Source organism: Massilia sp. Masssp93 (assembly GCF_059491295.1).
This window is the reverse complement of sequence record NZ_CP168502.1, coordinates 3,366,714-3,380,054: the sequence shown is the minus strand read 5'-3', so window position 1 is coordinate 3,380,054 and position 13,341 is coordinate 3,366,714. Positions and strand designations below refer to the sequence as shown.

Here is a 13,341-nt window from a genome sequence, read left to right as displayed (position 1 = left end):
TTTCACGCCACGACAAGGAGAGAAAAATGACCCAGCAAGACATCCTCGGACTGATCGCCCGCCACGCGGGAGACGTGCTGCCGCGCCTGCAGGACCATGCGTTCCAGCGCAGCGACTCGCTGAAAGAACTCGGCGCCAATTCGGTCGACCGGTCGGAAATCATCATGATGACCCTGGAATCGCTGTCGGTGCGCATCCCGCTGATCGAGATGGCGAAGGCCCGGAATGTCGGCGAACTGGCGGACATCATCCATGCCAAATGCTGAGGCCCCGCGGATCGTCGTCAGCGGGCTTGGCGTAACGAGCGCCATCGGGCAAGGGCAGGCCGCGTTCACGCGCGCGCTGCTCGACGGGCGCCATCGCTTCGGCGTGCTGCGGCGCCCGGGGCGGCAGCTGCCGGTGCCGGACCAGGGGCCGCGCTTCATCGGCGCCGAGATCGACGGCCTGGCGCTGCCGGACGCGATCGCGCCGGGCCTGCTGCGCACCGCGTCCTGGTCGGCGCAGGTCGCGCTCGCAACCCTGCACGAAGCCTGGCACGACGCCGCGCTGGACCGCGTCGCGCCGGAACGGATCGGATTGATCGTCGGCGGCTCCAACGTCCAGCAACGGGACCTGGTGGCCGCCCACGACGCGTACCGCGGGCGCGAAGCGTTCCTCAGGCCGACCTATGGCCTGGCGTTCATGGACAGCGACCTGTGCGGCCTGTGCACGCAGCAGTTCGGCATTCGCGGCCCGGCGTTCACCGTCGGCGGGGCGTCCGCCAGCGGCCAGGTGGCCGTGATCGAGGCGATCCATGCGGTCGCGTCGGGCCGGGTCGACGCCTGCATCGCGATCGGGGCGCTGATGGACCTGTCGTACTGGGAGTGCCAGGGCCTGCGCACGCTCGGCGCCATGGGTTCGGATCGCCATGCGCTCGATCCCGCCGCCGCCTGCCGTCCGTTCGACGAGGATCGCGACGGCTTCATTTTCGGCGAAGCGTGCGGCGCCATCGTGGTCGAGAAGATGGAAACGGCCGTGCGGACGGCGCGTGCGCCGTATGCGCGCCTCGCCGGCTGGGCGATGCGCATGGACGCCAACCGCAATCCGAATCCATCCACCGAAGGCGAGGTCGCCGCGATCGAAGCGGCCCTGGCCGCCGCCGGCCTGGCGCCGCGCGCGATCGACTACGTCAACCCGCACGGCACCGGCGCGCCGCTCGGCGACACCACCGAGCTCGATACGCTGCGCCGGTGCGATCTGGAACACGCCTGGATCAACACCACCAAATCCATCGTCGGGCACGGCTTGTCGGCCGCGGGCGCCGTGGAACTGATCGCCGTGATGCTGCAGATGAAAGCCGGCAGGCTGCACCCGACGCGCAATCTCGACCACCCCATCGACCGCGGGTTCCGATGGGTCGGGCCGGAAGCGGTGCCGCACCGGATCGACAACGCCATCAATCTCAGCATGGGCTTCGGCGGCGTGAATACGGCCATCTGCCTGCAACGCCATTCCTGAACCAGACACTCGAGGAGTACTCATGAAGATCCATATGTTTCCCGGCCAGGGTTCGCAGTCCAGGGGGATGGGCGCCGACCTGTTCGACCGCTTCCGGCACCTGACCGAACAGGCCGACGCCATCCTCGGCTATTCGATCAAGGAACTGTGCCTCGACGACCCGCGCGAGGAGCTGGGCAACACCCGGTTCACCCAGCCCGCGCTGTATGTGGTCAATGCGCTGTCGTACTACCGCAGGATGGAGGACACCGGCCGCGCGCCGGATGTCGTGGCCGGCCACAGCCTGGGCGAATTCAATGCGCTGCTCGCCGGCGGCGTCTTCGATTTCGAGACCGGTCTCAAACTGGTGCAAAAGCGCGGCGAGCTGATGGCGCAGGTCGCGGGCGGCGCCATGGCGGCCGTGATGAACGCATCGAAGGACGAGATCGAACAAAAACTCCGCGCCGCGGGCCTGCACGACGTTTATCTCGCCAATTACAACACACCGTCGCAGATCGTCATCTCCGGGGCGGTCGACGAGATCGCCGCGGCCGAGGAGCTGTTCCGGGAAGGGAAAATGCGCTACTACCCGCTGGCCACCAGCGGCGCATTCCATTCCGCGTTCATGGCCGACGCGATGGTGCAGTTCAAGGCGTTCATCGAGGGATTCGAGTTCGCCGCGCCGGCCATTCCCGTGATCGCCAACGTCACCGCGCGGCCGTACGCCGTCGAGACCATGGTCGACACGTTGTCGGCCCAGATCGCGAGCACCGTGCGCTGGTCGGAGAGTATGCAGTACCTGCTGGCGCTGGGCCTCGCCAACGGCGAAGAGGTCGAGTTCGAGGAACTGGGCAATGGCGATGTCCTGACCCGGATGGCTTTCACGATCAGGACGCAGACCCCGGAACCGGTGCTGCGCGCCATCGTCGGCGCACCCGTTCCGGCCGCGGCCGCGGCGACGTCGGTGCACGACAAGGTGGCGGCATGGAACCGGTCGCACCGGGTCGGTACGCGGGTGACCTCCACGGTCGCCGATTACGACGCGCTGGAGACGCGCACCGAAGCGATGGTCCTGTTCGGCCACCGCGCGGCCGTGTACATGAAGGGCTACAACGGCTATTTCGACCTGGACGAACTGGCCCCGGCCAGCCCGTCCGCATGACACGGGAGCTGTCACCGATGTCCGCCAAGACGGTGTTCATGTTTTCCGGCCAGGGATCGCAGTACTACCAGATGGCACGCCAGCTGTTCGACGAGAACCGTGTATTTCGCGCCTGGATGACCCGGCTGGACGATCTGGTGCTCGAGATCTCGGGCCGGCGCGTGGCGGCCGGCATCTATGCGCGGCCGAAGTCGGACGTGTTCGACCGCCTGGCGCTCACGCACCCGGCGATCTTCATGGTCGAGTATTCGCTCGCGCAATGCCTGATCCACGAGGGGATCGAACCGGACGTCGTGCTCGGCGCCAGCCTCGGCGCGTTCGCGGCCGCGGCGGTCGGCGGCTGCGTGCGCGTCGAGCACGCCCTCGAGGCGGTGCTGCAGCAGGCGCAGGTGGTCGAGCGCTGCTGCGAAGCGGGCGGCATGATCGCGATCCTGGACGATCCCGCGCTGTACAAGGAGCCCTTCCTGGCCGGGCGCAGCGAACTGGCGGGCGTCAATTTCGACGGCCATTTCGCGGTATCGGCCCGCCGGTGCGATCTCGAACCGATCGAGGCCGCGCTGAAGGAGCGGGGCATCATGTTCCAGCGGCTGCCGCTGGGCTTCGCGTTCCACTCGCGCTGGATCGAGACCGCGTACGAGCCGTTCGCCGCCCTCATGCGCGCCGTCCCCACGATGCGGGGACGCGTGCCGCTGGCCTGCTGCGAACGGGCGGCCCTGCTGAACGGTCTGGGCGACGGCTATTTCTGGAACGTCGCGCGCAATCCGATCCGCTTCATGGACACCCTGCGCATGCTCGAACGCGGCGGGCCGCACCGGTACATCGATGTCGGCCCGTCCGGCACCCTGGCGACCTTCGCGAAATACGCATTGCCCGCCGGCTCGGCGTCGACAGTGCATCCCATCCTCACGCCCTACGGACGGGACGCACACAACCTCGACGCCGTGCTGGCGAGCACCCGGCCCGTTCAGCCTTCCGACGTTTTTTCGACGCGGCTGGCGAAGGTCTCGTAGCCGGCGGTCGGGACGATCGTGCGCGTCGTGACGACCGGCGCCGTCCGCGCCGTTCTTTCGGCGCACAGCGCGAGCAGGTAGTCCGCGCCCGGACGGTATTGCCAGAAGCGCCAGCGGTCCGCGTGGTCGTCCAGCGCGGGGTCGATGTCGATCCGGACCGCGCGCGCATGCGGAAAATGGAACGTGAACTTGTCGAGCGGGAGCGACAGGCCCATGCCGCGCGCCTTGATGTACGACTCCTTGAACGTCCAGTACTCGAACAGCCGGTCGTGCATGCGCGCGGCCGGCGTTTGCGCGACGTCGGCAGCTTCGCACGGCGCAAAGAAGCTGGCGGCGATGTCCGGCGAAATCTTGCGCGCCACGATGTTTTCGACGTCGACGCCCAGTTCGCGCTGCCTGCCCACGGCCAGCGCGACCAGGCCCCGCGTGTGCGACACATTGAACCGCAGGCCCTGCGCATGCGGGTGGGGATCGTGGATGAACGGGCGGCCATAGGCGTTCTCGGCAAACGCCCACGCGCGCGGATCGACCGGCGCGTAGTACGAGAGCACGCTGCGCACCAGCGCCCGCGTGACGAGATAGCGCTTGCGGTCGTCGGCGAAATGAAAGCGCCCCTGCCGCTGGCTCTCGGTATCGCTCAGCAGCGCGCGCATGTCGGCCAGCACGCGCTCGTCCCCGATGGCGTCGTAGAACGCCAGCCAGAGGTCGATGTCGTGGTCGTTGATCTGCAATGGCGGAAGGGTTGACATGGTGTGCGCGAATGCTGCCGTCGCCGGCATTCCTGGTGTGAACGGCACGATTATGCGTCATCGCGGCGTGCCTGGCGCAGCAACTACACGTTCGTGTAGTTCTCCGTGTATTGATGGCACGCTAAAGTGGTGACGCTGCAGACCTTCCGGCGGCAGCGAGCTTCAGTTCACGTTTGACGCACCGGCTGGTGACGTCACACGGCGGAGCCTGTCCGCACCGCGGCGACAGGCCATTCCCCTCCCAAGACAACCCAAGAACGGCGCCGGCCGCGGCCATCGTCCGTTCCAGCGAGACCACATCATGACCGATCAGGACCGGCTGTCAGCGTTCACCGAAACGTACCTTAAGTCCCTGATATCCGAGGCGGCGGGCACGGTGGGCGCCGAGTTCGATTCCTTCGCACCGTTCGGCGAGCTCGGTATCGACTCGTTCCGCGTGCTGAAGATCGTCAAGGCGCTGGAAGCGGATTTCGGCACGCTCCCCAAGACCCTGCTGTTCGAGAATTTCAACATCAACGACCTGGCCCGCTACTTCGTCGACAGGCACGCGGCGACGATGGCGGCCAAGCTGGCGGGCGAGGGCGCCGCGGCGACCCGCCATGCGGCCGTCACGCCGGCCGCCGCGCACCGCATCGCCGCGCAGCCCGCGCTCGCCGCCGCAGCCGCCGCCGCGCCGGCGCAGCCGATCCTCCTGCCCGAGAAGGACGCGCGCGCCGACCCCGAACTGGGACCGCTGGTCAAGGCGCTGTTCGACCGTTACAAGAACGACGGCTCGGTGTCGCGCGGCACGCGCAACATCGCGCCCAACCTGTTCATCGGCAGCGCGCGCAAGGGTTATTTCCATTACAGCCGCAGCCGCAACATCATCCTCGCCTACGGCTACACCGGCCCCGCCGATTATTTCGAGCCGGCCGCCAGGGAGCTTTACGAGCACTGCGCCCGGCACCGCCTGGAGCTGAACCTGCTCGCGGCCGACGAGCTGGCGTCGATCGGCGGCGTGGTGTTTTCGTCCACGCCGTTCGGCGTCCTGCAGCGCGTCGTCGACCTGCCTGGCTTCACGCTCGACGGCAATGCGATGCGGCGGCTGCGTTACCAGGTCTCGAAATTCCAGAAGGCCGGCACCGGCCGTACCGACGAATTCCGCTGCGGTGCCTGCCCGGAGACCGCCCGCGGCATCGCCGCCATGATCGACAGCTGGTGCGCCGGGCGCACGATGGTCAACCCCCTGATCCACATCGTCAGGGACGAGATCCTGGCCGGCACGCTGGACCCGGAACACCGCATCTTCCTCACCTGGCTGGATGACGTGCTGCAGAACGTCATCCTGGTCTCGCCACTGTGCGCGGAACTGAACGGCTACCTGATGGACCTCGAGTTCTATCACAAGGACATGCCGCTCGGAGGCCTCGAATTCGCGATCGTGAACATCGTGCGCGCGCTGGTCGCGGAAGGGTGCCACCTCCTGAGCCTGGGCGGCACCTACGGCTGCAAGCTGGAGAATTCGGCGAATGCCGATCCGGAGGTCGACAAGATCCTGGACGAGCTGCGCATGCAGAACATCTTCAACGACGAAGGCAATCTGCAATTCAAGAACAAGTTCCGTCCCGAGACCAGGGCGATCTACCTGTGCCGGCCGGTCGGACAATGCGACCCGCACAACGTCATCGACGTCATCATGATGATCGCCGATCCGATGAAGATGCAGACCTCGGACGAAGAGCACCAGCGCGGCCGCGCGTCCGTGGCGCCCGCGCCCGCGAGCGCGGAGGCGGCCGGGCGGATCGTCGGCATCGAACACGAAGCCCGCTCGTTCGTGCTCGCGCGGTCCGGCTTCAACCCGCTCAACCTCCCGCACAAGGAGGTCGACTTCGACCTGAAGACGGATTCGTGGGCGCAGCTGCAGATGCCCGCCATCGACAACCAGCTCGGGCACCTGAACGCGCAATTGCAGCACGCGCCGGCCGGCGAGCGGGAGCTGCAGGAGGTATTCCCGTTCGCGCACGTCGTGCTGACGACGTCCGGCCGCAGCGCCGAGCGCGTGTTCTACCGCGCGTGGCCGAAGAAGGGCCTGGTGCCGCAGAACCTGCTGTTCCCGACCACGCTCTTCCACCAGATCGACCAGGGCTTCACGCCGCAGGAAATGCCGGATCCCGCCGTGTTCCAGCCGGATGCGCCGGCGCCGTTCAAGGGCGGCCTCGATCTCGCCGCGCTGGCGCAGGTGCTCGAGCGCGACGCCGCGCAGGTCGCCATGGTGTGCATCGAAGTGGGCAACAACGCGGCCGGCGGCTGTCCGGTCGCGCTGGGCCATCTGAAACAGGTCAGGACGATGCTGGCCGATTATGCGATCCCCCTGGTCCTCGATGCGACCCGCGTGCTGGACAACGCACACGTCCTCATCGCCCACGAACCGGAATGCGCGGGCCAGCCGCTGTGGCAGGTCGTGCACGACATCCTGGCGCAGGCGGATGCCGTCATCGCCAGCCTGCCCAAGAATTTCTGCGTCAATCGCGGCGGCCTGGTCGCGACCAATGATCCGGCGCTGTTCGCGCGGCTGCAGGCGGCCGCGCAGGAAGAAGGATGCGGCCTGCCGGCGCTCGACCGCAAGCGCCTCGCGCTGGCGCTGCGCGACCGCGACTTCATCGAGGCGCAGTCGCGCCGCCGGCAGGACGTGGCGGGGCAGGTGTGGACGACGCTGCACACCGCCGGCGTGCCGGTTGCGCAGCCGGCCGGCGCGCATTGCGTGCTGGTCGACGTGAAACGCATCCCCGAATTCCAGGCCCTGGCGCACCCGGTGGCTTCCTTCCTCGCCTGGCTGTACGTGGCCACCGGCATCCGCGCCGCCGGGCACAACGCCGGCATGCAGCAACACGGCGCGCTCGGTGGCATGGTGCGGCTCGCGATTCCCCTCGGGCTCAAGCGCGAGCAGGCCGACGACCTCGCGCAGCGCATCGTCGCCGCCTTCGCCGCGAAACGGAATATCCCCGACATCGATGCGGCCGGCGGCACCGGCGACATCCACGCCGCCTACCGGCTGAACGGCTACCGGGCCGCGTCCGGCCCACTGGTGGCCGAGCAGCCGGCACCGGCCGCCGCGCCCGCGGCCGAACCGGTGCCACAGCCGCGCCAGGCGCCGCGTGCCGCGGCCCGCGACATCGCCATCGTCGGCATGGCCGGCCGGTATCCGAAAGCGGGCGACCTCGCGCAACTGTGGGACAACCTGCTCGGCGGCGCCGACTGCATCGAGGCCATCCCGGAACAGCGCCTGGCGCAGCGTGCCCACAACGCGTTCACGCGGCGCTACCGCGGCGGCTTCATCGACGGCGTCGACTGCTTCGACGCGCCGTTCTTCGGCATTTCGCAGCGCGATGCCGAGATCATGGACCCGCACGAGCGCCAGTTCCTGGAAGTGGCCTACGAGGCCGTCGAGGATGCCGGCTACTATCCGGAGCTGCTGGGCGGACCTGGCGGGACGCGCGACGTCGGCGTGTTCGTCGGCGCGGTGTGGTCGTCGTACCAGATGATCGGCCAGGAAGAAAAGGCCCAGGGCCGGGACGTCAATCCGAGCGCCTTCCTGTGGAGTATCGCCAACCGCGTGTCGTACTGGATGAACCTGTCCGGCCCGAGCCTGACCCTCGACACCGCCTGCGCCGCCAGCCTCACGGCGATCAAGCTGGCGTGCGACGCCATCGCCAGCGGCGAATGCGTCGCCGCGATCGCCGGCGGCGTCAATCTCGACCTCCACCAGAGCAAATTCGACATCAACGCCAGCGGCGGATCGCTGTCGCCGGACGGCGTCTGCCGCTCGTTCGGCCAGGGCGCCAACGGCTATGTGTCGGGCGAAGGCGTCGGCGCGGTCCTGCTCAAGCCACTGGCGCAGGCGATCGCCGACGGCGACCAGATCCACGGCGTGATCAAGAGCGCGGTGGTGACGCACAGCGGCCGGACCAGCGCCTACACCATTCCCAACCCGCGCCCGCAGGCGGCCTTGATCGCCAAAGCGCTGGAGCAGGGCCGCATCGACGCGCGCACCATCGGCTACGTCGAAGGCCATGCCACCGGCACGGACCTCGGCGATTCGATCGAGATGGCGGCCCTCATCGACGCGTTCGGCCGCCACGGCGCCGGCCGGCAGCAATGCGCGCTCGGCTCGGTGAAGACCAATATCGGCCATCTGGAAGCCGCGTCCGGCATCGCGGGGCTGCACAAGATCCTGCTGCAGATGAAGCACCGCACGCTGGTGCCGTCGCTGCATTCGTCCGCATTGAACGAGAACGTCGACTTCGCGAACTCGCCCTTCCACGTGCAGCAGCAGGCGGCCGCGTGGCAGCCGAAGGACGTCGACGGCATCCGCCATCCGCTGCGCGCCGGGATCAGCACCATCGGCATCGGCGGGGCCAATGCGCACGTGATCGTGGAAGCGTTCGAGCCCGCGCCGTGCGCCGCGACGGGGCAGGGCGACCGGATCTTTCCGCTGTCGGCACGCAGCGGCGAGCAGCTCAGGCTCGCGGCGCAGCGCCTGCGCGCATGCGTGACGCGCGCCGACGCGCCGGACCTCGACGACGTCTCGTACACCCTGCGGTTCGGCCGCAAAGGCTTCGACCACCGGCTGGCCGTCGTCGCCGGCTCGACGGCCGCGCTGGCGGCCAGGCTCGCGGCCTTCCTCGCGGGCGAGGCCGACGACGACGTCATGCCCGGCCACGTGAAGAACGCCAGCGCCGTCACGGGCCTGCTCGACGCGCGCGAAAGGCAGGATTTCGTCAACCTGCTGGTGCAGAGCCGCGATCCGCGCCGCCTCGCGAAGCTGTGGAGCGACGGCGTGATCGGCGACTGGCAGGGCGTGGACATCGGCCATGGCGGCAGGCGCGTGTCGCTGCCGACCTATCCGTTCGCGCGCGAGCGCTACTGGATCACGGCGCGCCAGCCGGCCGCGCTTTCCCTGGTGCCGGCGCCGGCGCCGCAGCCGCCCCCGGAGCCGGTGCAGGCCATCCCGGCGCGGCAGGCGGAGGAATACCTGTTTGCCGCCGCCGGCGACGCTTTGCCGTCCGGCGGCAGGCGCCTGGAGCTGGACGCCGGCGCGAAGTCGCTGTTGTTCGTGCGCCAGGCGTTCGCCGGGCAGCTCGGGGTGCCCATCGCGCAGGTGAGCGCCGACGCGCACCTGATGGAGACCGGCGTCACCTCGCTGGACATGGCGCAGATGACGCAGGCATTCAAGCAGCGCCTCGATCCGGCGTTCTCGCCCACCGCTTTTTTCGAGTGCACGACGCTGGACACGCTGGCCGCGTCGTTGTGCCGCAGGTACGGCACAGCGTTCGACGCGATGACCGTGGCGCGGCTGGCGGCCGATGGCGCGGCGCCCGTCGCGCGGGAGCATGCGCAAGCGCCGGCCATCGCATCGCATGTCGACGACGCCGCATCGGCATTGCCGGCGCCCGGCGCGGATATCGCGCCCGTGTACGAGGGCATGCCCCGTTGCGTGCTGCTGACCGGCGCCACCGGCTTCCTCGGCATCCACGTGCTGTCCGAATTCCTGGCCAGCAGCCCGGCGCTGCGCGTGGTCTGCCTGGTGCGCGCGCAGGACCCGGCACACGGCCTCGAACGCCTCCGCCGACAGGCCGGGAAATACGAGCTGGCGCTCGACGCGGGCCGCATCGACGTGCTGTGCGGCGACATCAACCGGCCGGCCCTGGGCCTCGCGCCGGACGATTGGGCGCGCTGCGCGCTCGACGTCGACCAGATCGTGCACGCGTCGGCCCACGTGAACCATATCGAGGGTTACGCGACCTTCCGTGCGTCGACCGAAGGGATGAAGGAAATCGTCCGGCTGGCGTTCAGCGGGCGCCTCAAGCTGGTCCAGTTCGTGTCGAGCACCGCGGCCTGCTTCCACAAGGCGGGCGCCGAATTCTCCGTGTTCGAGCAGGAGGCGTTCATCGCCGACGGCGCCGCGGTGTACGGCGGCTACGGCCAGTCGAAATGGGTGCAGGAGACCTTCCTCGAGCGCGCCGCCGGCGCCGGCCTGCCGTACGTGATCTATCGCTTCGGCGAGCTGTCCGGGTCGAGCCGCACCGGCATCGGACAGACCGACGACATGCTGCACCGCCTGCTGCAGATGCGGCTCGCGATCGGCTGCCGCGAAAAGATCGCGAGCGACGTGCTGGACATGGTGCCGGTCGACTTCGCGGCGCGCCTCATCGTCGGCACCGGCAACGCGCCGCCGCTGTGGAACCGCATCGTGCACGCCACCCACCTCAAGCCGTACAGCTTCGCCAACCTGTACCGGCGCGCGCAGGCCAGCGGGCTGCAGTTCGCGCCGGTCACGCGCGAGCAATACCTGGCCCGCTGCTACGACTTCGTCCGGTACGTCGAATCGGTCAATCCGGTGCACGGGTTCGTCCTCGAATGCGTGCTGCGCGACGCGGAAGGGTCGGTACGCAAGCGCAAGATCATGGATGGCTACTTCGCCGTGCTGTTCCCGTTCGCGCAAGACAATTTCAGGCGCTCGCTCCAGTTCCTCGGCCTCGCCTTGCCCGACTGGCCGTCGCTGCTGGACGGTTACTTCAGCTGGTGGAACCGCGCCGACTGCGGGTTCCTGGCGCGCATCTACGATTATCAGAAACGGGACCAGGCGGCCCAGGCCGCGCCGGTCGCCGACACCGAAACACCACTGGAGGACGTCAGTGAAGCGTAACAAAGTTCTGGTCACCGGCGGCAACGGCCATGTCGGCAACACCCTCGCCAAGCGCTTGTGCGAGCGCGGATACGAGGTCCGGGTCACGGTGCGCAATCCCGCGGAGGCCGCGGACTTCGGCATCTTCGACGGCTACCCGGTGGAGGTCCACCAGGCCGACATCCGCGACGAGGCGGCCGTCCGCGCCGCGATGGACGGCGTGGCCGGCGTGTTCCAGGTCGCCGCGCTCTACCACTACGACGAGCAGGGGCACGGACACGGCATCGTGGCCAACAATACGGAAGGCAGCCAGACCGTGCTGCGGCTGGCGCACGAACTCGGGGTGCCGCGCGTGGTCATGACCAGCAGTATCGCCGCCGTCGGCTTCGGCGGCAGCGCGGCGCAGCCCCTGACCGAAGAGGACTGGGCCGATCCGGCCGATCCGTACTGCCGCTCGAAGCTGGAGAGCGAACAGGCGGCGTGGACCTACGCCGGGGAGCACGGCCTGGATCTGGTCGCCCTGTGCCCCGGCATCATCCTCGGGCCGAACTTCTACAAGCACACGCCGAGCACCGTCAACATCGGCGCGCTGGTGAACAACCAGGTGCCGTTCCGCGTGCCGCTGCAGATCTGCGCGGTGGACGTGCGCGACGTGGCCGAGGCCCACATCCTCGCCTACGAGACGCCGGACGCGCGCGGCCGCTACCTCGTCACCGGGACGCACGTGCAGGACCTGGTCGACGCCGTGGCCGCGCTCGACCCCGAGATGCTGGTGCCGCAGCGCACGCTCACGCTCGACGAGGCGCGGGCGCTTGCCGAGAAGGCCGGCATGCCGGTGGAGCTGGTCGGCCAGGCCTACCGCTATTCGGACAGCCGGATCAGGACCGAGCTGGGATGGCAGCCCAGGCCGATCGAGGAGACGCTGCACGACACGATCGCCTGGATCAAGAACAGGGAGCTGTAGGACATGGACGCCATGGACAACAACGAATTCGACGTCATCGTCGTGGGCTCGGGCGCCAGCGGCGCCACGCTGGCCCGGGACCTGAGCCGGCGCAGCCTGAAGGTGCTGCTGCTCGAACGCGGGGCCGACCGCCCCATGGCGGAAACGCTTTCCGCCATCGCGGCGATCGCCCGGGAGTTCCCCGTGGCCGAGGGCCTGAAGGCGACGACGGCGTACACCGTCGGCGGCGCGACCAGCATCTACTTCGGCGTCTGCAAGCTGCCCACCGCCGACACCTTCGACAAGCTGGGCATCGACCTCGCGCGCGAGCTGGACGAAGTGCGCCGCGAGCTGCCGGTCGTCGAGGTCTCGGACGCATTCCTGCCGCCGCAGTCGGTCGCCGTGCGCGACAGCGCGCGCGCGCTGGGCTATCCGATGAAGACGCACCCGATGCTGCTCGATACGTCGAAGTGCCCGGACGGGCGCTATTCGTACGAGGCCAAGTGGAAGGCCACGGCGTTCATCGAGGAGGCGGTCGCCAACGGCGCGGTGCTGGCCGCCCGGGCAAAGGTCGCCAAGGTGATCGTCGAGGACGGGCGCGCGGTCGGCGTCGAATACCGGCAGGGCGGGACCGTGCGCAAGGCCTACGGCAAGAAGATCGTGCTGTGCGCGGGCTCCCCGGCCACGCCCAGGCTCTTGATCGATGCCGGCATCGACAACGTCGGCAGCCGCGGCTTCTTCTGCAAGCCCGCATTCATGATGTTCGGCAGCGTGCCGGGCCTGGCCGGCCGCGACGCCTTCCTCGGGATGACGGAATGCGACCTGGGGAACGGCGTCACCCTGGGCGACGGTGCGATGACGGCGTCCCTGTTCAAGCTCTTCATGCTGTCGAACCTGAAGCTCACGCGCCTGTTCTCGCATGCCGGCACGGTGTCGGTCGCCGTCGCGCTGAACGATGCGCCGGGCGGGCGGATCGACGCCGACGGCAGCTACCACAAACGCCTGGCGCCCGCGGAACTGGACAAGCTGAAGGCGGCCGAAGGCATCGCCCGCAAGATCCTGGAGAACGCCGGAGCCCGCCGCATCTTCCGCTCCAGGTATGTGGCCGGCACGCCCGGCGGCGTCCTCTGGGTCGGCGAACACCTCGACCACGATCTGCAGACCCGCATCCCCGACCTGTACGTGTGCGACCAGTCGCTGATGCCGGACGTGAGAATCACGCCGCTGGTCATGCTGGTGTGCCTCGCGAGGCGGCTGGCGAACCACCTGGCGCTGTCGCTGCAGGCGCAGCCCGCAACCGCGCCGGCGCCGTCCGGCGAGGTCACGGCATGAGCCCC

8 protein-coding genes are annotated in these 13,341 nt (G+C 68.8%); 7 read left to right on the top strand and 1 reads right to left on the bottom strand.

The genetic code is table 11. From position 1 onward, the window contains the following. Positions 1 to 26: 26 nt before the first annotated feature. The 4 genes from ACEN9Q_RS13685 to ACEN9Q_RS13670 are packed head-to-tail and all read left to right on the top strand — an operon-like array spanning position 27 to position 3,648. Positions 27 to 266, top strand: a complete 240-nt coding sequence (locus tag ACEN9Q_RS13685; RefSeq protein ID WP_495628844.1) for an acyl carrier protein — start codon at positions 27 to 29, stop codon at positions 264 to 266. Continuing rightward, positions 253 to 1,497 (top strand): beta-ketoacyl synthase N-terminal-like domain-containing protein, encoded by a 1,245-nt coding sequence (locus ACEN9Q_RS13680; protein ID WP_495628843.1) that lies wholly within the window; start codon positions 253 to 255, stop codon positions 1,495 to 1,497. Before ACEN9Q_RS13685 ends, ACEN9Q_RS13680 begins: the two co-directional genes overlap by 14 nt. Before the next feature lie 22 nt (positions 1,498 to 1,519). Then, the gene (gene fabD, locus ACEN9Q_RS13675; RefSeq protein ID WP_495628842.1) at positions 1,520 to 2,638 is read left to right on the top strand and encodes an ACP S-malonyltransferase; all 1,119 of its coding nucleotides are present in this window, start codon (positions 1,520 to 1,522) and stop codon (positions 2,636 to 2,638) included. A 17-nt stretch (positions 2,639 to 2,655) separates the two neighbouring features. Next, entirely contained in the window at positions 2,656 to 3,648 is a 993-nt protein-coding gene (locus tag ACEN9Q_RS13670; protein WP_495628841.1) for an acyltransferase domain-containing protein, read from the top strand. Here ACEN9Q_RS13670 and ACEN9Q_RS13665 read toward each other — a convergent pair. After that, the gene (locus ACEN9Q_RS13665) at positions 3,603 to 4,397 is read right to left on the bottom strand and encodes a 4'-phosphopantetheinyl transferase family protein (RefSeq protein ID WP_495628840.1); all 795 of its coding nucleotides are present in this window, start codon (positions 4,395 to 4,397) and stop codon (positions 3,603 to 3,605) included. The two genes, ACEN9Q_RS13670 and ACEN9Q_RS13665, sit on opposite strands and share 46 nt — an antisense overlap. 301 nt (positions 4,398 to 4,698) lie before the next feature. On the opposite strand from ACEN9Q_RS13665, the gene ACEN9Q_RS13660 reads away from it, so the two are divergent. The 3 genes from ACEN9Q_RS13660 to ACEN9Q_RS13650 are packed head-to-tail and all read left to right on the top strand — an operon-like array spanning position 4,699 to position 13,336. After that, positions 4,699 to 11,082, top strand: a complete 6,384-nt coding sequence (locus ACEN9Q_RS13660) for a thioester reductase domain-containing protein (protein WP_495628839.1) — start codon at positions 4,699 to 4,701, stop codon at positions 11,080 to 11,082. Continuing rightward, complete coding sequence (locus ACEN9Q_RS13655; RefSeq protein ID WP_495628838.1) at positions 11,072 to 12,025, top strand: NAD-dependent epimerase/dehydratase family protein; 954 nt, start codon at positions 11,072 to 11,074, stop codon at positions 12,023 to 12,025. Before ACEN9Q_RS13660 ends, ACEN9Q_RS13655 begins: the two co-directional genes overlap by 11 nt. Positions 12,026 to 12,037: 12 nt before the next feature. After that, the gene (locus ACEN9Q_RS13650; protein ID WP_495628837.1) at positions 12,038 to 13,336 is read left to right on the top strand and encodes an FAD-dependent oxidoreductase; all 1,299 of its coding nucleotides are present in this window, start codon (positions 12,038 to 12,040) and stop codon (positions 13,334 to 13,336) included. The last annotated feature ends 5 nt before the right edge of the window (positions 13,337 to 13,341 follow it).